The sequence below is a fragment of the Brunnivagina elsteri CCALA 953 genome (assembly GCF_002289455.1).
Classification (GTDB): domain Bacteria; phylum Cyanobacteriota; class Cyanobacteriia; order Cyanobacteriales; family Nostocaceae; genus Brunnivagina; species Brunnivagina elsteri.
Genome location: NZ_NTFS01000049.1, coordinates 1 through 21,534 on the forward strand (window position 1 = coordinate 1; position 21,534 = coordinate 21,534).

Here is a 21,534-nt window from a genome sequence, read left to right on the forward strand (position 1 = left end):
AAGTTAATCTTTTACAAGAAAAAGAATGGATTCACTGCTAAATATGAATGAACAATTGTAAATTTGAAAAATAAAAGTATACAAGTAACAATACTTATTTTGTATACAAAGGTATAATCTGTTAAATTACATTATTAAGTTAGGTATAGACTAAGTATTAGTACTTAAGCTAAGAATTAGCTTATGCTACTTGGAATACTACTACAATGAGGGATAGCAAGATAAGATTTACGCTCAGGAGAATACCTTCATTTAGTCTTTACACTTTTTTCATGTCCAGTCTCGAAATGTTTGCTAATCTCAGTATAACTAAGTGTATTGATTACAACTTAATTAATTCTCTGAGAGCTTGTTATTCCTAACTATTACTGGTGTATCTCAGTCCTAGCATTTCCGGGAATATCATTTCTTGTATATTAAATTACAAAATAATGATTGATTTGTTTGTGTTTCGGGAAGCTATTATCAAAAAATTCGGTTATACCTATCGGATGAAGTTTAGGTAAGAGACAAAATGAGTACAACTCCACTCGATAGCTACAGGGTTTTCCAAAAACTGCACCCCCTATCGTTATTGGCGCAATTAACGAGTCGTCGTGCCACTGGCTGCTTAAAAGTATTGACTGGAGCCATTTCTTGGTCACTTTATCTTTATGAGGGTAAGCTCACTTATGCCTCATATTCAAATCAGTTGTTTGATTGGCTTGATGGTCATCTCGAACGCTTAAGCAAGCAAGTACCAGCACTTAACAGTTCGACTCGGATGCAAATGCGGTTGTTGTTTGAAAGCAAACACGACAACCAATCAATTGGACAGGCGGATTATCAAGCTATTTGCTGGTTAGTTAATCGTAATTATATCAGTTCCGAACAAGCAGCTACTTTAATTGAAGAGTTGGCGAAAGAAGTATTAGAGTCGTTCTTGGTATTGAAAGAAGGAAGCTACGAATTTCAGCGCGAAACTGCTTTGGATGAGTTACCAAAGTTTTGTAGTTTAGATTTAAGGGTGTTAGTTGAGTCTTGTCAGCGACATTTGCGAAGTCGCTATCATAATTCTTCTTCTTCAAATGCGATCGCGACTTCAGTTAGTGACGAGCAGGAAGGAAGTTATTCTGCTGCTGTTGAAGCCCAACAAGGAGTGGAATCATCATCCAGTCTTTTTGAGCAACGAGAGAAGCAATTATCCAGGAATATTCGAGTTGATTCGGTTGCGAATAACAACGAAATTTCCCAGCCACAGCAATCAACAAAAGTTTATACAATTGCTTGTATAGACGACAGTCCAACGGTTTTGAATTCGATCAACCACTTTTTAGATCAAAGTAATTTTACTGTGGTGATGATTAATGATCCAGTCAAAGCTTTAATGCAAATTCTCCGCAGCAAGCCAGATTTGATTTTATTGGATGTGGAGATGCCGAACTTGGATGGATATGAGTTGTGTTCGTTATTAAGGAGACATTCAATATTTAAAGATATACCAATTATTATGGTGACAGGTAGAACTGGATTTATTGACCGAGCTAAGGCAAAACTAGTTAGGTCATCGGGTTATTTAACAAAACCCTTTACTCAATCGGAGTTACTAAAAATGATATTTAAATATATCAACTAGTAGATGACGGCATAAATCAAAGATACAATTTAAAATGGCTGAAAAGCTGATAATATACTCTTTAATTTTGCCTTTTATCTTTTTACTTACCATACTAGTTTTAGTAATTTCACAAAATTTGTTTAGGTGCTTGTTCAAGTCAAATAATCAATATTTAGCAGACAACTTTATTCACGATTTCTTCAGGGAATAAAAGAATGAGTATTACAACATTGTTAAGTACAATTCTCATAGTAGAAGATTCTCCCAGCGAATTAGAGTTAATGAGTCATTATCTTAAGGAAAGTGGCTTTAATGTTATCAAAGCGAATGGAGCAAAAGAAGCGCTAGAAAAGGCGATGGAGCAAAAATTGGATTTTGTAGTCACTGATGTGGTCATGCCGGGAATGAGTGGTTTTGAATTGTGTCGCGCACTGAAACGAAACCCCGCAACTGAAAAAGTGCCCATTGTTGTTTGCAGTTCTAAAAATCAGGAAATTGACCGTTTGTGGGCAATGAGACAAGGTGCTGACGCTTATATTACCAAGCCTTATACTCGTGACCAATTAGTACGTGCGATTAAATCATTATCAATGTAGCTTTTACGGATAGTAAAAAATGGATAGTTCTAAAATTGCCCTGGCAACTACACAAAATCTCAGTAACTTAAGCGACGGTTATCTGAAATTTCAGATCAATAGACAAACTACTGCGGTATTATCGATGCGACATACACAGGAAGCGATCGTAGTGCCTGTTGAGTCAATAACTTCGATGCCAAGTATGTCACCTTGTATTTTAGGATTGATGAATTGGCGAAGTCGAATTGTTTGGGCTGTAGATTTGCCCAGAATGATGAATTTAGAGTCTTTGGAAACTCGACTTCGGCAATACAACGTGATTATTGTGCGATTTGAGTCATTGCTATTGGGTTTAGTTGTAGAGGAAATTCTCGGCACAACTAAGTTTATGCCCGATGAAATACATTCTCCTGTGGGGCAAGTTACTTCTAGTTTAGTGCCTTATTTACGTGGCTGTGTGGTGCAGCAAAAGGAGAGTTTGCTGGTGTTGGATGCTCAGGCAATTTTAAATTCTTCCGTTTTGCGTGTGGATTAAGGTAAGAAATTCAAAGATTAAGGGTGACTTCTGACTTAACTTAAAAAATGTTTTTAAGAGCTTTATAAAGTTTGTTGTGTTCTCGTGTATTGACTAGTCATTCGCTTAATCTAGGGGAATTATTTTATGTTGAATAAAACAGATGCGGCTCAGAGTAGCAATGATAAAGAGGGGTCATCTTTGAAAGTATCTAGTTCTGATACAATTGCTAAAAATAATAGTAATAATGTTAATAGCAATGCTATTAACACTAGCAATATGGTCATATATTCTCATCCGTCTGCAATTAAGACTCAGACAGAAGTTAGTAATAAAAAATTTGTGGCTGGGAATTTTCATAAGTTGAGCTTGCAGACAAAGGCAACAATTCTTGCGATCGCAATTGGTACTCTCCCGGTTTTGGGACTTGGTGCTTTGTCCTATACGATCGCAAGTAAATCGATTGAAAATAAGATTTCTCTGATTCAACAGTCTGAAGCTGAAGGTTTTGTCGATAAAGTAAACCGTTTTATGATTGAACGGTACGGGGATATCCAGGTTTTGGGTGATTTACCTATTTTTGCCAACCGTCGTATCCGTGAAAGTTCTACACCGCAAGAAAAGCAAGCCATCTTAGATAAATTCATTGCCAGTTATAAAGTTTATGACAATATCGCCGTTTTTAATCCCAATGGAGAGTTATTCGCACAATCCCAAGGTCAACCACTTCCAAACCATAGCGATCGCAATTATTTCCAAGAGGCTTTAAAAACAGGTCGTCCAGTTATTAGTCAACCAACTATATCTCCAGTCACGAAAATACCTAGTATTTTTACTGCTGCACCTGTAAAAGATTCCGTGACAGGAGAAGTGATTGCGATCGTCAGAGCGCGAATGCCAATCAAATCCCTAGAAAATATCATTGTAAATTACTCAGATAATGATAAGGAATATCACTTAGTTGATGATAGTGGAAAATTCTTTTTAGCGAAGGATAAAAATCAAATTGGTAGAAATGCAAAAGAAGATTTTCCCGGTTTAGATAAACAATCAGAGGCAAACACATCTGGTACGTTTTTAGCTACAGATAAACTTGATAATAAAGAAGAATTGTTGAGCTACGCATCGCGAAATCTGGATGGATTGCCAGATTTAAAATGGCAAGCGATTTTGACGACAGAGAAAACAACCGCATTTACAGCACAACGGGAGTTATTTTTAATAAACACCGTGTTTACAGGATTGACAGCATTAATAGTTGCCGTAATTGCTTACTTATTGGCGAAACGTGCCACAGCTCCAATTTTGAATGCCACAAATGCAGTATCGCGGTTAGGAAAAGGTGAACTGAATACGCGGTTACAAATCGAAGGCAATGACGAATTAGGGGTGTTGGGTTCTAACATTAATCAGATGGCAGAACAATTGCAGCTACTTTTGCAAAAACAAGAACTTGATGCCCAGCGTACCAAAAACCTGGCAGAAATTACCCTGCGGATGCGTCGAAGTTTGCGAAATGAAGAGATATTAGACACCGCAGTACGGGAAATTCGTCAAGCGATCGCAACCGATCGAGTCATTTTTTATCAATTCAATCCTCAAACTTGGGATGGTGAAATTGTTGCAGAATCGGTGATGGCAGGTTTTCCCAGAATGATGGGTGTGGAAATTGACGACCCTTGCTTCCGAGAACGCCATGTGGAATCATACAAAAATGGCAGAGTACGGGCAATTAACGATATTTACAAAGACCCCAGTCTCAAAAATGCAGCCTGTTATATTAAGATGTTGGAAAAATTCGCAGTCAAAGCGAATTTGATTGCCCCCGTTATTAAGCAAGAGCAACTTATCGGTTTGATTATTGCCCATCAATGCGATCGCCCTAGAGAATGGGAATTATCAGATGTTGATTTATTTAAACAATTGGCAATTCAAATCGGTTACGCACTCGAACAAGCTCAACTTTTGGAAGTTGTGGAAAAAGGTTTGATGGTAGCAGAACAAAGCACCGAAGTCGAACGCAATCAAAAAGAAGCCCTGCAAATGCAACTTCTAGAATTACTCACAGAGGTAGAAGGTGCTGCAAGTGGAGATTTAACCGTACGTGCCGATGTAACTGCGGGTGAAATTGGTACGGTTGCCGACTTTTTCAACTCAATTGTTGAGAGTTTGCGGGATATTGTCACCCAGGTAAAAGATACAGCAACCAAAGTCAACTTCGCGATCGGCAAGAACTCCGGTGCAATTAACGATCTCGCAAATGAAGCACTCCAGCAAGCCACAGAAATCAACCACACCCTTGGTGCAGTTGATAAAATGACATTTTCCATGCAAGCGGTTGCTGAAAACGCCCAACAAGCCGAGAGAGTGGCAAATACAGCCCGAACAACTGCGGTAAAAAGCGGGCAGGCTATGGATAAGACAGTGCAAAACATCTTGAATTTGCGCGAAACCGTCGGCGAAACAACTAAAAAAGTCAAGCGTTTGGGTGAGTCTACCCAGCAAATTTCGCGGGTAGTGGCATTAATTAATCAGATTTCCATGCAAACCAATTTACTCGCGATAAATGCGGGTATCGAAGCCGCACGAGCTGGAGAAGAAGGACAAGGATTTGTGGTTGTAGCAGAGGAAGTTGGCGAATTAGCGGCACGTTCTGCGGCAGCAACCAAAGAAATCGAGCAAATTGTCGAAAATATTCAGCGCGAAACCACTGATGTCGTGCAAGCAATGGAGTTGGGAACCACTCAAGTAGTGGAAGGAACCCACATTGTTGAAGATGCCAAGTCAAGCTTGAGTCAAATTTTGGAGGTGTCACGTCAAATCGATGTTTTAGTCCAATCTATCTCGAATGCAACCGTATCCCAGGTAGAGACTTCCCAAACTGTTAGTAAGTTGATGAAGGAAATTGCACTCACTTCGCAGCGTACTAGTGCTTCTTCGCATCAAGTCTCGGAATCATTACAGAAAACTGTAGAAATATCTCAACAACTCCAAGCAACCGTTGGTACGTTCAAAGTCAGTTAGGTGTTTGTTGTTTGTTGGTATTGGGTATTGGGTATTGGGTATTGGGGTATTGGTGATGGTTCTCGTATATTTTGTCAGCCGAAAGCTTAACGAGAGTAAACTTTACCGTACATTAGTTATTGGTTTGTAGTTATTAGTTCTTGCTGTTAGTTACTATTAACTATTAACTAGTAATTATTAATTGCTAAGTAATATTATTTTCCAATACCCACTCACAAACGAAATTAAATGGGAGAAGCCCTATTCTCCGAAGAACAAACAACAAATAACAAAAACCCATAATAAGTAACTAATGGCTGAGGGCTAAACCATGTCACAGGACAAAGAGCATGAAATCCAGATGCAGTTTCTGGAAGAAGCAACGGACTATCTGAATACATTGGAAGAGGTATTGCTGGAAATCAATACAACCAACCGGATTGAAATCGATAAAATCAATGCAGCGTTGCGGGCTGCCCACTCAATTAAGGGTGGGGCAGGAATGATGGGTTTTCGTGCTTTAAGCGATTTGGCACACCGGATCGAAGATTCCTTTAAGGTTTTGAAGACTAAGCGAAATACGTTGGAAATTGACACTGAGTTGCAGAGTTTGCTTTTATCTGGTGTTGATTGGTTGCGTCAAATTGTCGAACTGCATTCGGAGGATAATGTTCTCGATGGTGACTGGTTAAAGACTTTTTGCTATCCGGTATTTGATGAGTTGCACCAACGTTTGGGGGACCCGACTCCAGAAGATGCAAGTACAATGCTGACACCTGAAGATGGTCAGGATATCATTCCCTTGCTGTTTGAGTCGGAGGTTGAAGATTCTTTACAGCGTTTGGAGTCTATTTTAGCCGATAAGCAACCAGCTAGCAGCTTAAAAGAAGAAGTTAGTATTATGGCTGCGGAGTTGGGTGGGTTGGGTGAGATGTTACAGTTAGAATCGTTTAGCCGCTTATGCGAATCTGTAACCCATCATTTAGAATATGCCGATCCGGTGCATGTAAGTAGAATTTGTCGTGCGGCACTGGATGCTTGGAGGCGATCGCAAGCTTTAGTGTTAACTAATCAACTCGAAAGTTTACCTACAGAAATCGAAGTTGGGAATTTGCCCACAACTATTGCCGAAAGCCAAATTCTGGCAATTGAACCTGAGTTGATTCCCCAAGATAATATACCTAAAAATGCCGTTAGTGAAATTGCGATCGCAAATTGGATTGATGATGAAGTCTTAAATACTGATTTTGAGGCTTTGGAAGCTGCATTTGCTGAAGAAAGTGCCAATATTGATTTTGAAGAAGTCCAACTTCCCGAACCTGTTGCAGCTTGCGATCGTAAAAACAACAATTATCTATTTAATCAATTCCCAGAAGCAAAAGCCGAACCAGCAGAAAAACCCAAGGAAAGGGAATCACAGGAAAATACAGTCCGCGTTCCCAGTAAGCAACTCGAACAAATCAATGATTTATTTGGCGAATTAATTATTCAGCGCAATGGCTTAAACTTGCAACTCGAACGCTTACGTAAGCTTGTTCGCAACCTCAACCAACGAGTACAAGTACTAGATCGGGAAAACCAAAGTCTCCGTGCAGGCTACGATAGAATAGCTACTCAGGGTATAACTTCCTTGACTAATCCCACTGGCAGTTCTGGGGAAAATGATTTTCAGACTGCGATTAATCAAGAATTTGAACTAAATATTCAGCTAAATAATGAAAACGAAATTCCCAGTATCAATCATCGTTTTGATGCTTTGGAAATGGATAGATATAACGAACTTAACTTGCTTTCACAAGAAGTAATGGAAACCATCGTTCAGGTACAAGAAGTCACTACAGACTTACAAATTAGCCTCGACGATACCGATAATATTTCCCGCAAACTCAATAAAACCTCAAAACAACTTCAGCGCAAACTCACCCAAGTACGGATGCGTCCCCTTGCAGATGTTGTTGACCGTTTTCCCCGTGCTTTACGTGATTTGTGCATTGAGTATGGCAAAAATGTCCAACTCAAAATCGAAGGTGGTAACACTCTCATCGAACGCAGTATTTTAGAATTACTCAATGATCCATTAATGCACTTGATGCGGAATGCTTTCGATCATGGTATCGAAGCACCCAGTGGTAGAGTCGCAGCAGGTAAACCCCAACAGGGAACCATCGAAATTAAAGCTACTCACATTGGCAACCGCACCATTATTACCCTCCACGATGACGGACGGGGAATATCCTTAGAAAAGATTCGCAACCGAGCATTAGAAATGGGTTTAGATGCTGCTTTGCTGGGACAAGCTAGCGAGGAAGAATTGCTTTCATTAATTTTTGAACCCGGTTTTACCACCTCCGACGAAGTGACGGCTTTATCTGGTCGAGGTGTGGGTATGGATGTTGTCCGTAATAACCTCAAACAAGTTAGAGGTGATGTCAAAATAAATACTGAACTTGGCAAGGGAACAACATTTAGGCTATCAGTGCCATTTACCCTTTCTGTCGCCAGAGTTTTGCTAGTGGAAACAAATAGGATGTTGCTGGCATTCCCCACTGATGCGATCGAGGAAATTTTCTTACAGCAAGAGGAACTTGTGTTTGCGATGGCAAACGGCGAAGTTTTGAATTGGCAAGGTAATATGTTGCCATTGATACGTTTAGGCAGATATTTAGAATTTTCTTGCCCTCGTTACGACAACCCAAATTTAGAAACAGCACCTGCAATTAATGCCGAATCGGTGTTAATTTTCCAGGGTAATAGCCAACCTGTGGCAGTGTTGGTAGATCGCACTTGGGGAGAACAGGAAGTTGCGATACGTTTGGTTGAAGGGAATATTCCGTTACCTGAGGGCTTTAATAATTGTACGATTCTCGGTGATGGGCGCGTTGTCCCATTGGTGAATGTCGGGGAATTATTATATGCGATTAGCTCCGCTACAGCTTCAGTGAACACAACAAGCGATCGCACTTCTCGAACCCAGCAGTTACCTTCTGCACGTCTAAAAACAGCTTTCCTTACACCCCAAGAAGAGAAACCAACACCTATACCTAGCAATCAAAAAGGTACTATTTTAATTGTCGATGACTCAATTAATGTTCGTCGCTTCTTAGCTTTAACTTTGGAAAAAGCGGGCTATTTGGTAGAACAAGCGAAAGATGGACAAGATGCAATGGAAAAACTCCAAGCAGGTTTAAGAGTTCAAGCAGTGATTTGCGATATCGAAATGCCTCGCATTGATGGCTATGGATTTTTAGGTCGTGTCAAATCCAATAATGATTTTAAAGGCATACCCGTGGCGATGCTCACATCTAGAAGTAGTGATAAACATCGTCAATTGGCAATGCAATTAGGTGCGCGTGCCTATTTCTCAAAACCTTACAACGAGCAGGAATTACTACGAACTTTGGAGCAAATTATTTTCCCCCTAGCTGGTGTTGGGAAATAAATTAAACAGAGTGTCAAACCAATTCTGATTTTAATTTAAATAAATACAATTTACGATAATATTGTAGGGGCAAACGGTTGTTTGCTCTAATTAATTTGCTCTAATTAATTTGACCTATAAGTTAGGAATTAGGAGTTTGAATTCATCATTTTAGGAACTTCCAGAAAATAAAATACCCCAATTATAAATTTATATATCAATTGTATTCTTCGCAAGGGTGGGGAGACCCCACCCCTACAAGTTGGGACAATTTATTTCTTGGTATTCTCTGAACTCTTAATCCCTGACTCAATTCCTAAGCTTCGACTTTTACTCCTTTCCAAAAAGCTACATATCCTTCGATTTGTTTAGCTTTTTCCTTGGTGCTAGGATAAAACCAAGCTGCATCTTTGTTTACTTGCCCCTCCACTTCAACACTATAATAACTAGCGACTCCTTTCCAGGGACAAGTTGTGTGGGTTTCGCTATCTTGGAAATATTCCTTGTTAATTGCGTCAGATGGGAAGTAATGATTGCCTTCAACAACTACTGTATTATTGCTTTCAGCTAAGACTACACCGTTCCAAGTTGCTTTTGCCATGAGTAAGTATTGCTCAATAAATGTTTTCTAATAACATTTTGACAAAAAATTAACAGATTTGCATAATCTTTTCTGAGATTAAAAACTATAAATACTCAAAAATCCAGGTTCCAAAATTGCTGAGGTTTAAATTTAATTTTTGAATAAATTTACCAGTATATTCATTTAGATATTAAATCAACACTGGGAATGATGACAATTGGGACAAAATACTATATCAATTGACGTATATCAATAGTCAGAGACAAAAACTTTAGATAGATAAATAAAAAAGTATTCAGAAAAAATGTATCCAGGCTGGATAAAAATGGTAGTCTAGTACACGCATATTAATATTCTGTGTGCTAATTAATTCAGTAATGCAGTACTATCTACGCAAACTTCTGAAGATTTCGCGTCACTCAATAAATTCTCCTACATATTTGATTTTCGGTTCCATTTTCCAGAGTAAATCAAAACGAGAAACGTTTAAATTAAAGTTATCAAAACTAAGTTTAGTGAGTTTACTAGTATTATTTGCTACTACACTAACAATAATTGGCTGGCATTGGAGTGGTATAAGTATAACTGTGTTTTTGTTAACTTATGTATCGAAAGGAATAAGGCGATCGCAAACAAAAAAGCAGGATTCAAAATCAGCAAGAGAGTATTTAGATTCCTAATTCATAATTAATTAGAAATTTGGCGATAAAGTCATGGTATTGTTTTGGGAGCGTGAGTTGAAAAAATCATCCCAAGGTATGATGTCAAATTCGTTTAAATTTAAACTGAATCTAAATCTAGAGGCAGAATTTTTCTTTCAGCAAGGATTACGTCGTAATAAAGTCGAAAAATACCAAGCTGCGATCGCAAGTTTCGAGAAAGCGCTAAAATGTAAGCCAGAATACCCAGAAGCGATGTTTCAGAAGGGTTTTGCATTAGGTTCTCTAGGAAAACACGCTTTAGCGATCGCCTGTTTTGACGAGATGATATTATTAAAACCAGATAATTCTTGGGTTTGGCACAATCGAGCTATAGCTTTGGGTAAATTAGAGCGTTATGAGGAAGCACTCAATAGTTTTGAGCGTGCGATCGAGTTTAACCCAAATGCTCCAACAGCTTGGCACAATCGCGGTTTAACTCTATGCGATTTGGGACAACATGAAAAAGCGATTAAAAGCTTTGAGAGAAGTTTAAAATTACAACCAGATGCATATTGGGCATGGTATAACCGGGGAAATGCATTAAAACAATTAGGTAAGTATGAGGATGCTCTAAATAGTTATGATAGAGCAATCGAATTCAACCCTAAAAACCTCCTCGCTTGGTATTATAGAGGTGTTAATTATAGCGAATGGGGACATTACAAAAAAGCAATTCTGAGTTTCGATCGTGCCCTAGAAATTCAACCACAGTATTATAAAGCTTGGTTACATCAAGGTGTGGCATGGGAACAATTGGACAACCATCAAAATGCAATTGTTTGTTACGACAAAGCTGTGGAAATAGTACCTAACAATGATGTTGTTTGGTATTGTCGCGCTCGCTGTTATGCAAAATTAAATAATTGCGATCGCGCTGTTGAAAATTTACGTCAAGCAATTATTCTTTGTCCTGATAAATACGTAAAAATTATGCAAACAGGTGTGGAATTTGATGCAATCCGTCAAGACGAACGCTTTCAATCCCTAATACAATATTAGTTAATAATTAGCGGTTTAGTACCAGCAAATACCTCTAAAGTGCTAAATAGAACGAGTCATAACTTTTCATTTCAATGGGACTATTTATTACCCCTTGTGTTTGCTCGTACCAACCAATAATTTTACTGAAAATCAAGTATTTTTTAATGTCTTATAAACTATTATAGTAATATCGGCATAATCAGAGCCAGGAATATGGATAAGTACAAATCTAATATAAGACCTCACCCCTTTTATTCGCCTCTCTGTTTACATAGCAGAGGGAGATGTCCTTTATGACTTAGTGGGGATGAGCTTCTGTATTTGATTAAATCCATATTCCTGTGATTCTTAGTTTGTAGCTTTTTTATGAATTTTTGTATTTAATCACCGTAAATGCATTTATGCTCCGTTCTAAACTATATCAACCGCTTCTCCTACGTCTATTTCATGGAATTAATGCATTATTAATTATTGGTGCGGCAATCACAGGTTTTTTAGTTTACGACAGTTGGGATGGTCGATTTGGAGGGTTATCTCTGACGAAAACAAACCGCAGTCTAATTGATATTCACGGAACTTTTGGCTTTTTTATCTCTTATATTGCCTTACCATTATTCTTAATTTACTGTTGGAAAGCAGGTAAAAACCGTTTACTACAGGCAGATACTTTACAGCAACTTGGTAATGTTGGCAGACCCATATGGTGGTATACATTGCAAAGAATTGCTAATACTTTCATGCTTATAGCTGCATTATTTTCAGTTATTTCTGGTAAGTTTCAAGATGAAAATTGGCTACCACAAGGTGAATTAAATCATGTTGCTTATTACATACATTTAATTGCTTGGGTTGTTGTAATTTTAGCGTTGTCAATTCATTTATTAATGAGTGCAAAAGTTGGTGGTTTACCTTTATTAATTTCGATGTTTGATACAATATATCGTCCTGAAGATAGTCCGCGCTTTTGGCAAGAAAAATTGAATAATATCTTGCATAGAAACAAATAGATAATGTATGTATTGTGGGTTGGTATTGGTTGTAAAAGGGAAACTTCACGGGAATTAATTGAATTAGCAATTAAAGAAATTTTCCGAAAACATGATTTATCTGAAAGTGCGATCGCAGGAATTGCGACTATTAATAGTAAAGCTGCGGAAGTTGGTTTACTCGAACTTTGCCAAATTCGTAATTTACCTTTAAAAACCTTCCCAGCAGAAGTTTTACAAAATATCAGCGTACCCAATCCTTCCCAACTTGTTGAAAAAAAAGTAGGAACTGCTAGTGTTGCTGAAGCTGCTGCAATTAGCGCAAGTTTAGATTTTTCCCACGTAAATTTCGCGGATTTAAAAGTAGGAGGAATTAACAATCTCCTGATTCCCAAACAAATATTTCGCTCTTCAAACCCAAATTTACAGGGTATAGTGACAATTGCAGTTGTGATGATAGGGAAATAATATACCCATATTTCCATAGAAATACTTGGGTAATTTGAGAAAACCACTTGTACAATTCGTCAGAAGAAGCTCATCATAAAATCTTTTTGTCAATATTGAATGATACAATTTCTCGACCTACTGTACTAGCTTATCCTATTCGATAACTCGCAAAAAATAATTAATAATGCTGGAAACAATAGATAATACAATTGAACCAAGAAAAGCTGCGCCAAAACCATTAATTATAAAACCGTAGCTAGCGGGGGTTAAAGCACTAGCAATCATGAGTGCGATCGCATTCAGGACAAATGAAAATAAGCCGAATGTGATTAAGGTGACAGGAAATGCTAAAATTCCCAAAATGGGACGAACGATCGCATTTACCAACCCAATTACGATAGCAGCAACCAGAGCGGCAACAAAGCTTTTAATGAAAAAACCAGGTACAACATTCGCAGTGATAATTAGTGCGATCGCAGTTCCAATCCAAGTTACTAAAAAATGTTTCATATAATTTTTAAAGAAAAATTAGTATCCCAAATACTTTTTCACAATACAAGATTACAGCTAAAATTTATCGAAAATAAATAAAAAATTATTAATTATCACGAAGAGACGCAAAAAGATTAGAGTGTGGTGTATTCATGTCTGATATGTCTTTTGACTATCCCAACATAACGCAAAAAAATAATCCCTGGCATGGCAAAATAGATTTAATCTACGCACATCGTCAAAATACAACCCAGATAATTAATAGCTATCATCAAGCACCACTAAAAATACAGCGTCCATTTTATCCTGAAGGAAAAGCAATTTGCCATAGTATCATTTTACATACAGCAGGTGGAATTGTTGGAGGAGACAAATTATCTTATAACTTTCACCTCGAAGATAATTCACAAGCATTAATAACTACAGCAGCAGCAAGCAAAATTTATCGTAGTAACGGTTTACAAGCTAGACAAAGTGTCAACATCAAAGTCAATCAGGGTGGATGCTTGGAATATTTACCCCAAGAAACAATAGTATTTGATGGCGCAATATATCGCCAAGATACAGAGATATACTTAGCTAAAAATAGTACTTTTATTGGCTGGGAAATTACTCGATTTGGACGTAGTGCTAGGGGAGAAAAATTTTTACAAGGCGATTGGCGTAATCATACCGTAATATATCAAGAAGGCAAACCATTATGGATAGATAGGCAATGGATACCAGGTTGTGAAGAAGTATTTCACAGTCACCACGGCTTGGCAGGAAGTGCGATCGCGGGTACTCTAATTTATATTGGTAATCCTGTATCACCCGAAATCATTACACAAGCACGGAATTTATGGAATGGAGAAGGTGAAATAGGTGCAACTCGATTAGAACATGGATTTTTGTGTCGATATCGCGGCAACTCAACCACTGAAGTGCGACACTGGTTTATTAGTATTTGGCATTTAGTACGTCAATCATTTTTGGGACGTTCTGATTGTATACCAAGAGTTTGGCAAATTTGAAGTATTAAAAAAAATTAAAAAATCGTTAAAAAATGCAACTTACCCCGCAAGAAAAAGACAAATTATTAATTTTTACTGCCGCTTTACTCGCAGAAAGACGTAAGGAAAGAGGTGTAAAATTAAATTATCCGGAAGCGATCGCTTATATTTCTGCGGCAATTCTAGAAGGTGCCAGAGATGGCAGAACTGTAGCAGAATTAATGAGTTATGGCACAACTTTATTAAAGCGAGATGATGTCATGGAAGGTATACCAGAAATGATTCATGATGTGCAAGTGGAAGCGACTTTTCCCGATGGCACAAAGTTGGTAACTGTACATAACCCAATTAGATAAATAATTATAAATGTAGAGATGCGATATATCCCGTTTATATATTACGTCTATATTAATTTTATATCCATTACCTAAAATTAATCATGATTCCAGGTGAAATTATTACTCCAGAAGGTGAAATCGAATTAAATGCAGGTAGAGAAACTGTAAAATTAAAAGTTGCAAATACTGGAGATAGACCAATTCAAATTGGTTCACATTTCCACTTCTTTGAAGTTAATATAGCATTGCATTTCGAGAGAGAAAAAACGCGAGGAATGCGCTTAGATATACCTGCTGGTACTGCTGTAAGATTTGAACCTGGTGATGAAAAAGAAGTGGCTTTAATTCCCTTAGTTGGAAGTCGTCAGGTATATGGATTTAATGGATTAATTAATGGTTCATTAGAAGAAGTAGGAAGTAGTTCTCACAAAAAAAATAAAGAGAAGAAAAAAGACAATCAGAAAAAGAAAATTTGAATAATAAAATTTAAAAAAAAACTGAATCAGTTGGTTTTCTCTACTCAAAAGTGACATCTCATAGATAAAAATATTAATTCAATGAGCGAAAATAAAAGCCATATCCCCTAATTCGTGCAGATGCAATTAAACAACTCCAAGAACAAAGCTTTTCCCATCCATTAAATTCAAACTCAGAAATTAATCATTTGGTTCAGAGTAGAAAATAAAGAAACGAGGTTTATTCTTATGGTAATGGGTTTTGATTTTTTGCCCCTGATTTGATAGTTTGCTCAATTCTATTTAGCCTTGTCTCAGAACGCTTGGCACTATTAATCCACGAGAGAATATTCTTTTTCTTTGTGTTACTAAATTCTTCAAAGTAATTTTTAGCAACTTTATTTAGTTCTAAAGCTTGCATTAAATCTGTCGGAATTATTAAAGCTTCTATCGCATCTAAACTTGTCCAAGAACCATCTTCCTTAGCTGCTTCAATTTTAGCAATTCCGAACTCAGCCATCAAACCTTGTTCTATAAGTTCTTCTATATACTGTTTATTTAATTTTGACCATACACTTTTTACTTTACGAGGTGTAAAAATTTGTTTATAAGACTCATCATCTAATGATTTAACTTTACTATCAATCCAGCCAAAACATAAAGCCTCTTTAACAGCTTCGCTATATTTCACACTTGGTTTACCACTCTTCACTTTGTGGTAAATAAGCCATATACCAATAGACTTATCGTGATTTTCCTCTAACCATTTTCGCCATTCTTGACGACTCGCAGCTTGAAAATTATCTAACTTATCTTCAAATTTTGGCATCATCTTTTTTATAGCGAAGTTCTACAGCACTAGAATTATAGGATTTTATACCAACAAAATTTAGTTTTAATTCAGATACTGACTGAAACAGAGAAATACCCGAACCGAGAATAATCGGAATAATTGTAATAATGTACTCATCAACTAATCCTTTGTTCAGAAAAGAGGATATAATATTACCACCACCAACTAACCATACTCGTTTATAACCCCTTCTATTCATATCTAAAATAACCTCTTCAATACCACCTTTGACAAATAATATATTATTACGTTTTGTCGATAAATTACGACTTGTGAAAACATAGGAAAGTTTTCCCGGATATTGCCAATCTCCAAATTCTAAAATCTGTTCGTAAGTGGTAGAACCCATCACTAGAGCATCAATTGAATCATAAAACTTGCCATAACCATAATCTTCTCCATCCACTTCAGGTGATGGCAACCAATCCACACTACCGTCAGAACGTGCAATATACCCATCGACACTTGTTGCTATATAAAGAATAAATTTTGTCATGGCTTTTCTCCAATCAGAAATTTACAAAAACGAAGAGTTAATTAACCTTGCAAAATTAAATTCCAAAAATCAGGAATCATCCGACAATGGAAGGTAGTTACTACTCTATTGCGTGGAATTAATCGATTCGGGTTGCATCATTACCTACAAACCCAAAACAAACTTGTTTTGGGCAAACTTCCTATCTTTACTAAGTATTAAATACAACTTATGCAAGACACATCTTCATCCCGACGCTTCCCCCAATTATTCGCTGGATTAGTAGCTTTAGCGATCGCACTAGTAACTAGCTCCTACATTAGCGCTGGTGCTATCCGCAACCTCCGACGACCAAATGATGCTCTCAGCGTCACAGGTTCCGCAAAACGTCCTATTCGTGCTGATTACGTCATCTGGAGAATGTCGATTTCCAGTCAACAACCCACACCACAAACAGCATACCAAGAACTCAAAACCCGTACCGAACGAGTGCAAAAATACCTCAAAGAACAACAAGTTCCCGACAATGTAATCACCTTGAGTTCAATCGATACCTCGACAATTCCCGAAGTCATTAACGGAAGAGAAACAGGTAAAACCCTTGCCTACAGGCTAAATCAGCGCTTTGAAATCCGCTCAAATGATATCGATCGCATTGCCAAATTATCCCAGCAGTCAACAGAACTAATTAATGAGGGAATTCCCTTAGTTTCCGAAACCCCAGAGTATCTATATACACAGTTGGCAAAGTTACGAGTAGAAATGGTGGCAGAAGCGACAAAAGATGCAAAAGCAAGGGCTGAAGCGATTGCTGGCAGCACAGGGAATCGAGTTGGTGCAGTCCAAAGCGCCCAAACGGGAGTATTTCAAATTACCTCGCGCAACTCCACAGAAGTAAGTAACTCTGGTATTTACGATACCTCATCAATTGAAAAAGATATTACAGCCGTTGTTTCTGTGAAGTTTGCAATGGATTAAAACTTAACACCGAACTTAAACTTTCGCTCCCAACATATGTAAAATTCTCTCCACATTATCCAAATCCCCAATTACGCGTCGCACTGGTTGAGGATAAACCTTAACCAAAGTTGGTGTCGCTGAAATTTGATTGGTTTCTGCTAATTCAGGATGAGTCAAAACATCAATTACTTTAAGTGTATAAGGATGACTCAAATACTTTTCTAATAATTCGTGGAGAGTTTGTAATATACGTTGGGTATTAGGGCTATGTCCAGCAACAAATAAACGTAGTATATAAGCCTGTGTATTTTGTTGCTCATCGTCTGGGTCAATTACTGGAGTTAAGAGCCGGCGATCCGGTTCAGCGAGATCGGTACGAATAATGAGATCGTGGTCTTCCCAAAGCTGGGGAAATGCCGAACGATAGGTTAATAAAACCATGCGATCGCACACTCCCTCTTTCCACGCTGAAGCCTGCCAAACTAAATCATTAGTATCAAAAATTGCATTCAGTAATGCTTGATGTCGTAGTACAGTTGGATGTGCTTCCGCAAATGTTTTAATCTGTTTAGTAGGTGGGTCTAACCAATGGTCAATAGTTGCCGTGTAGCAAGGCACTAAAAAATGCGGTGGTTCTGGCAAATCTAAAATCTCTTGCAAAGTCGTACACAAATGCAAATGCCACCTACCTCGTTTACTGGGGTCGATACAGTAAACTAAATCTCCTCCAGGTGTAAACAAGGCAATACCTTTAAATAACTGTGGTAGCAATTCTTGTGTCAAATTAGTTAGGAGTTAGGAGTTAGGAATTAGGAATGGTGCTTGAAAACTAGGCTTTTTTAAGTTATTTAACTAAGCATAACTTGAGGCTAGCAATTTCTAGCTCTTAACTTTTAACTCCTAACTCCTCTAAACTCGACCTCTGAGGAATTGTGCCATTTCGTTAGGTGTTGGTGACATTTCCAAAGCAGTTTCTTCAGTAATGCGCCCTTCTTGATAAAGAGCAAGCAATGCTTGGTTCATGGTAATCATGCCGTCAAAGCTAGCCTGCTTCATCAATTCGGTAATCTCATCGTACTTACCGTCTTTAACCCACTCTTTAACCGCCTCAGTGTTAATTAGAATATCGTGGAATGCTGCCCGTTTTCCATCGGTTGTCCGGCATAGTCCCTGGGCAATTACCGCAACTAACGACTCAGCAACCGCAACCCGCATTGCATCTTGTTCCTCAGCAGAATATAGGTTCAAAATCCGCTCAATTGTTTTTACCGCGCTGTTGGTGTGTAGGGTTCCCATCACCATGTGCCCCGTTTGTGCAGCTTTGAGAGCAGTGTTTACGGTTTCCTTATCCCGCATTTCACCCACCAGAATCACGTCTGGGTCCTCCCGTAGGGCAGCTTTGAGGGCATTATCGAACTTACGGGTGTGCATACCCACTTCGCGCTGTTTAATTAGGGATTTTTTGCTTTGATGCACAAATTCGACCGGGTCTTCAATCGTAATGATATGGCGCGGCATTTCTTTGTTCATGTAATCTACCATCGCTGCCATCGTGGTCGATTTACCCGAACCCGTTGGACCAGTAACTAAAATCAAACCTTTGTGGTAATGGCAAACATCACGGCATATGGTAGGTAAGCGCAATTCGTCAATGGTTAAGATTTTTAGGGGAATTAATCGTAATACCATCGCATAACCGCGTAACGAGTCAAATATGTTAATCCGTACCCGCGCAAAATCATATTGGGTTGCACCGTCAAATTCGAGATGTTCTTCAAAGCGACGAATTTCTTCATGATTGATAATTTCCGGCAACCAAGACATAAACAATTCTTTGGTCACTTCTGGGTATTGGGTTAATTGCATTTCCCCTCGGTTGCGGAAGCGAGGTACTTCACCCACACCCAAGTGAATATCTGAAAATCCTTTATCAAAGGCTTCTTTGATTAGATGTGCCATCGTCAATCCGGAAGGATTACTCCTGGGAGCAGCTGCACAAGGAATTGGTGGTGCTGTACCCGGACGATGGGCTGGTGTAGAGGCAGAACTTACTGCGGCAGGTACTGTTGGTGTGTTCGATTGCGCTCCCCGACTCGAACCCATGTCTAATGTTTGCGTTGCTTGCCTTTGTGTACTTGCCGTTGGTGGTGGAGGTGGTGCCATTGGAACGCCACGAGGTACTGTTGGGCTGGGGCTTGATGCTGATGCACGCGGAGATTCTGACATAAATCTTTACTTTTAAATTAGTTGTTGGTTTACTAAATCGCTTTCCCTTTAATACTTGGGCTATTCGGGGAAAAGTTGCTCTCGATGAAAGACAAGAACCTAGTTAAACAGCTTCTGCTGTCTTGGGCTTGCCTGACACTAATGTAAGACTGAGGGCGAAAATTAATGGCTCTTGTCCTATTGTTATTTTTGGTTAATTTTTGGTATTAATTTTTGTACCCTAAATAATCTATATAATCCTCATCTGCTCTTACTAACTGGTTTAACATAACTAGGCAACTAAACATATTCAGTTATATTACTGACTTTTTAAAGTATAAAAATAGTAATTAAGTATGCGAAATAACTAGAAACCAGATTCAGATTGGCGAATAGAATGGTGGAAAAGTTTTGCTCTAGCTTCCGCAGCTAGATTTCTTTACAAACAAAAATCAAGTTTCTCAGATTCTATAGCGCTTCTCGTTTGGATGAAATACAATCCAGGGCAAACAACCGTGGGTTCCCCTACAGCACTCTTAATCACAAACTGTATTTAAATCAACTGAGAACCGCTATAGTTTCCACTTGTAAACATCTTTTTCTCTCAGAAAAAGGTTGATTTTTCAATCCATACTTCAACGCAGTAAGTTATTTACCTGAGTTTTCGCAAGGGTACAACAGTATTAGAGAACTCCACAGAAAGAAATGCCCAATGTCATTCTGTAGCTTGCTACTTACAGAAGCCGCTTGCGCGTCTACCCGCAGGGTGGAACGGAACGTACGCGCTGAGTCGCAAAGCGACACGCTGCGCGAACGCGTTGCCGCAGGCTAGAATCTCGCGTAGATGCTACCCTACCCTTCGGGAACCCTCTACCCTACGGGAACGCCAAAGGCGAACGAGGGAACGGGAAGTCTTTCGCCTACGTTCCTCAGCATGACAACACAGGATCATTCATTTTGTGGCTTACTCTTAATCAAATACCTGGACTTTTATGAGAGCAAGTGGGTTTTTGTTGAATAAATGTTAAGCTTCCGGGGAATCGAGTCTTAGAAGTAAATTTAATAATTTCCTATGATTGACTTCTATACCTCTAGATAGATGGCATAAAGCTTCATGCCAAACAACTTCGGGATAAGTATTTATCTATGACAAACAAAAAATGAATGTAAAGTTTATTGAATAATTGCTCATCTTCCTAATAGGTTTATATATACTTGGTTTCTATAGAGCGTATTGATCCCCGGTTGGGATCGCAGAAAAATTGATTAATTAAGTTTCAGTATTTACTGTGTATTTAGGGAGAATAAAGTCATGACATTATCTCAAACATCTGATTTAGGAAGAACCGACTCTTTGCAAGTTCTTAAAAGCTTTTTAATATGGACTTTTACTCTGGCAGTATGCTTGCTGGTTGTCGGTTTCCCATTAGTTGTTTTGATGGCTACGGTTGGATGTTTATTATCAATGGTTTTACAGTCAGTGATGCCTGCTAGTGCTGTTTTAGTAGTTGCGGGTGGATTGATTCTGTTTAATGTGATGGCGGTTGCGATCGCAGCTGGTGTCTTGACTGCTAGAGGTGTTCACCCCAGTGATGTCAAATGGCTAACCTGGTTGAATGGAGAGGCTGAACAATTGCAGACCTCTGTTTATGCGGCATGTCCTTTGACTTGCGAACTGAACAAATAGATAGCTATTTTTACAACTAATTCGACAAACAGTACATCTGCCCGGTTCAGCCGGGTTTTTCATTTTTTGGTGAATGGGTATTAAAACAATTCGCAATACTCCGAAGCGGAGAAGCAAGCTACGCAATACTCGCGGAGCGAGAAGCAAGCTACGTAATACTCGCAGAGCGAGAAGCTAAAGCTACGCAATTATGTTTTGTAACGGAGAGAAGTTTGTGGGGACGGAATACGACACACAAAACTACCCTAGCCCTTTCTAGGGCGGCT

General features: G+C 38.5%; 19 protein-coding genes. 13 read left to right on the plus strand and 6 right to left on the minus strand.

Translation table 11 applies throughout. The features are described 5' to 3' along the window. Positions 1-514: 514 nt before the first annotated feature. The 5 genes from CK510_RS06690 to CK510_RS06710 all read left to right on the plus strand — a co-directional run bounded on the left by CK510_RS06690 (position 515) and on the right by CK510_RS06710 (position 9,131). Positions 515-1,615, plus strand: a complete 1,101-nt coding sequence (locus tag CK510_RS06690; protein WP_095720957.1) for a response regulator — start codon at positions 515-517, stop codon at positions 1,613-1,615. Positions 1,616-1,812: 197 nt separating this feature from the next. Further along, the gene (locus CK510_RS06695) at positions 1,813-2,193 is read left to right on the plus strand and encodes a response regulator transcription factor (RefSeq protein ID WP_095720958.1); all 381 of its coding nucleotides are present in this window, start codon (positions 1,813-1,815) and stop codon (positions 2,191-2,193) included. Between the two features lie 19 nt (positions 2,194-2,212). Beyond that, a complete protein-coding gene (locus tag CK510_RS06700) occupies positions 2,213-2,710 on the plus strand; it encodes a chemotaxis protein CheW (RefSeq protein WP_095720959.1) in 498 nt (165 codons plus the stop codon). A 126-nt stretch (positions 2,711-2,836) separates the two neighbouring features. Next, positions 2,837-5,713 carry a methyl-accepting chemotaxis protein gene (locus CK510_RS06705; protein ID WP_095720960.1) on the plus strand — a complete coding sequence of 959 codons (2,877 nt, stop codon included), beginning with the start codon at positions 2,837-2,839 and terminating at the stop codon, positions 5,711-5,713. A gap of 310 nt (positions 5,714-6,023) precedes the next feature. Beyond that, entirely contained in the window at positions 6,024-9,131 is a 3,108-nt protein-coding gene (locus tag CK510_RS06710; RefSeq protein WP_095720961.1) for a hybrid sensor histidine kinase/response regulator, read from the plus strand. 295 nt (positions 9,132-9,426) lie between these two features. Here CK510_RS06710 and CK510_RS06715 read toward each other — a convergent pair whose 3' ends face one another. Continuing rightward, positions 9,427-9,711, minus strand: coding sequence for a DUF427 domain-containing protein (locus CK510_RS06715; RefSeq protein ID WP_095720962.1), 285 nt, complete (start codon positions 9,709-9,711; stop codon positions 9,427-9,429). 743 nt (positions 9,712-10,454) lie between these two features. Here CK510_RS06715 and CK510_RS06720 point away from each other — a divergent pair. The 3 genes from CK510_RS06720 to CK510_RS06730 all read left to right on the plus strand — a co-directional run bounded on the left by CK510_RS06720 (position 10,455) and on the right by CK510_RS06730 (position 12,829). After that, positions 10,455-11,393, plus strand: a complete 939-nt coding sequence (locus CK510_RS06720) for a tetratricopeptide repeat protein (protein ID WP_095720978.1) — start codon at positions 10,455-10,457, stop codon at positions 11,391-11,393. 383 nt (positions 11,394-11,776) lie between these two features. Further along, positions 11,777-12,382 (plus strand): cytochrome b/b6 domain-containing protein, encoded by a 606-nt coding sequence (locus CK510_RS06725; protein ID WP_095720963.1) that lies wholly within the window; start codon positions 11,777-11,779, stop codon positions 12,380-12,382. A gap of 3 nt (positions 12,383-12,385) precedes the next feature. Then, positions 12,386-12,829: a cobalamin biosynthesis protein gene (locus CK510_RS06730; RefSeq protein WP_095720964.1), complete on the plus strand. Its 444-nt coding sequence runs from the start codon at positions 12,386-12,388 to the stop codon at positions 12,827-12,829. Positions 12,830-12,964: 135 nt separating this feature from the next. Here the strand turns inward: CK510_RS06730 and CK510_RS06735 are convergent, their stop codons facing one another. Further along, the gene (locus tag CK510_RS06735; protein WP_095720965.1) at positions 12,965-13,321 is read right to left on the minus strand and encodes a phage holin family protein; all 357 of its coding nucleotides are present in this window, start codon (positions 13,319-13,321) and stop codon (positions 12,965-12,967) included. Positions 13,322-13,455: 134 nt separating this feature from the next. Between CK510_RS06735 and CK510_RS06740 the strand changes: the two genes are divergently transcribed. From CK510_RS06740 to CK510_RS06750, 3 genes are all read left to right on the plus strand, one after another. Further along, a complete protein-coding gene (locus tag CK510_RS06740) occupies positions 13,456-14,316 on the plus strand; it encodes an urease accessory protein UreD (RefSeq protein ID WP_373695784.1) in 861 nt (286 codons plus the stop codon). Between the two features lie 32 nt (positions 14,317-14,348). After that, on the plus strand, positions 14,349-14,651 hold the full coding sequence (gene ureA / locus CK510_RS06745) for an urease subunit gamma (RefSeq protein ID WP_095720967.1): 303 nt from the start codon (positions 14,349-14,351) through the stop codon (positions 14,649-14,651). Positions 14,652-14,734: 83 nt separating this feature from the next. Next, positions 14,735-15,109 (plus strand): urease subunit beta, encoded by a 375-nt coding sequence (locus CK510_RS06750; protein ID WP_095720968.1) that lies wholly within the window; start codon positions 14,735-14,737, stop codon positions 15,107-15,109. Between the two features lie 226 nt (positions 15,110-15,335). Here CK510_RS06750 and CK510_RS06755 read toward each other — a convergent pair whose 3' ends face one another. Then, on the minus strand, positions 15,336-15,917 hold the full coding sequence (locus tag CK510_RS06755) for a YdeI/OmpD-associated family protein (protein ID WP_095720969.1): 582 nt from the start codon (positions 15,915-15,917) through the stop codon (positions 15,336-15,338). Further along, complete coding sequence (locus tag CK510_RS06760; RefSeq protein WP_095720970.1) at positions 15,904-16,437, minus strand: dihydrofolate reductase family protein; 534 nt, start codon at positions 16,435-16,437, stop codon at positions 15,904-15,906. The genes CK510_RS06755 and CK510_RS06760 overlap by 14 nt, the downstream gene beginning before the upstream one ends. 210 nt (positions 16,438-16,647) lie before the next feature. Between CK510_RS06760 and CK510_RS06765 the strand changes: the two genes are divergently transcribed. After that, positions 16,648-17,394: an SIMPL domain-containing protein gene (locus CK510_RS06765; RefSeq protein WP_095720971.1), complete on the plus strand. Its 747-nt coding sequence runs from the start codon at positions 16,648-16,650 to the stop codon at positions 17,392-17,394. 15 nt (positions 17,395-17,409) lie between these two features. Here the strand turns inward: CK510_RS06765 and CK510_RS06770 are convergent, their stop codons facing one another. Beyond that, positions 17,410-18,159, minus strand: a complete 750-nt coding sequence (locus tag CK510_RS06770) for a circadian clock KaiB family protein (protein WP_095720972.1) — start codon at positions 18,157-18,159, stop codon at positions 17,410-17,412. A 126-nt stretch (positions 18,160-18,285) separates the two neighbouring features. Further along, positions 18,286-19,602, minus strand: a complete 1,317-nt coding sequence (locus tag CK510_RS06775) for a type IV pilus twitching motility protein PilT (protein ID WP_095720973.1) — start codon at positions 19,600-19,602, stop codon at positions 18,286-18,288. A 1,291-nt stretch (positions 19,603-20,893) separates the two neighbouring features. On the opposite strand from CK510_RS06775, the gene CK510_RS06780 reads away from it, so the two are divergent. Further along, the gene (locus tag CK510_RS06780; RefSeq protein ID WP_095720974.1) at positions 20,894-21,268 is read left to right on the plus strand and encodes a hypothetical protein; all 375 of its coding nucleotides are present in this window, start codon (positions 20,894-20,896) and stop codon (positions 21,266-21,268) included. Positions 21,269-21,534: the final 266 nt, after the last annotated feature.

Excerpts from the sequence above, each read along its gene's own strand:
- CK510_RS06690 (WP_095720957.1), top strand. The coding sequence starts at position 515 with ATGAGTACAACTCCACTCGATAGCTACAGGGTTTTCCAAAAACTGCAC.
- CK510_RS06695 (WP_095720958.1), top strand. The coding sequence starts at position 1,813 with ATGAGTATTACAACATTGTTAAGTACAATTCTCATAGTAGAAGATTCT.
- CK510_RS06700 (WP_095720959.1), top strand. The coding sequence starts at position 2,213 with ATGGATAGTTCTAAAATTGCCCTGGCAACTACACAAAATCTCAGTAAC.
- CK510_RS06705 (WP_095720960.1), top strand. The coding sequence starts at position 2,837 with ATGTTGAATAAAACAGATGCGGCTCAGAGTAGCAATGATAAAGAGGGG.
- CK510_RS06710 (WP_095720961.1), top strand. The coding sequence starts at position 6,024 with ATGTCACAGGACAAAGAGCATGAAATCCAGATGCAGTTTCTGGAAGAA.
- CK510_RS06715 (WP_095720962.1), bottom strand. The coding sequence starts at position 9,711 with ATGGCAAAAGCAACTTGGAACGGTGTAGTCTTAGCTGAAAGCAATAAT.
- CK510_RS06720 (WP_095720978.1), top strand. The coding sequence starts at position 10,455 with ATGTCAAATTCGTTTAAATTTAAACTGAATCTAAATCTAGAGGCAGAA.
- CK510_RS06725 (WP_095720963.1), top strand. The coding sequence starts at position 11,777 with ATGCTCCGTTCTAAACTATATCAACCGCTTCTCCTACGTCTATTTCAT.
- CK510_RS06730 (WP_095720964.1), top strand. The coding sequence starts at position 12,386 with ATGTATGTATTGTGGGTTGGTATTGGTTGTAAAAGGGAAACTTCACGG.
- CK510_RS06735 (WP_095720965.1), bottom strand. The coding sequence starts at position 13,321 with ATGAAACATTTTTTAGTAACTTGGATTGGAACTGCGATCGCACTAATT.
- CK510_RS06740 (WP_373695784.1), top strand. The coding sequence starts at position 13,456 with ATGTCTGATATGTCTTTTGACTATCCCAACATAACGCAAAAAAATAAT.
- ureA (WP_095720967.1), top strand. The coding sequence starts at position 14,349 with ATGCAACTTACCCCGCAAGAAAAAGACAAATTATTAATTTTTACTGCC.
- CK510_RS06750 (WP_095720968.1), top strand. The coding sequence starts at position 14,735 with ATGATTCCAGGTGAAATTATTACTCCAGAAGGTGAAATCGAATTAAAT.
- CK510_RS06755 (WP_095720969.1), bottom strand. The coding sequence starts at position 15,917 with ATGCCAAAATTTGAAGATAAGTTAGATAATTTTCAAGCTGCGAGTCGT.
- CK510_RS06760 (WP_095720970.1), bottom strand. The coding sequence starts at position 16,437 with ATGACAAAATTTATTCTTTATATAGCAACAAGTGTCGATGGGTATATT.
- CK510_RS06765 (WP_095720971.1), top strand. The coding sequence starts at position 16,648 with ATGCAAGACACATCTTCATCCCGACGCTTCCCCCAATTATTCGCTGGA.
- CK510_RS06775 (WP_095720973.1), bottom strand. The coding sequence starts at position 19,602 with ATGTCAGAATCTCCGCGTGCATCAGCATCAAGCCCCAGCCCAACAGTA.
- CK510_RS06780 (WP_095720974.1), top strand. The coding sequence starts at position 20,894 with ATGACATTATCTCAAACATCTGATTTAGGAAGAACCGACTCTTTGCAA.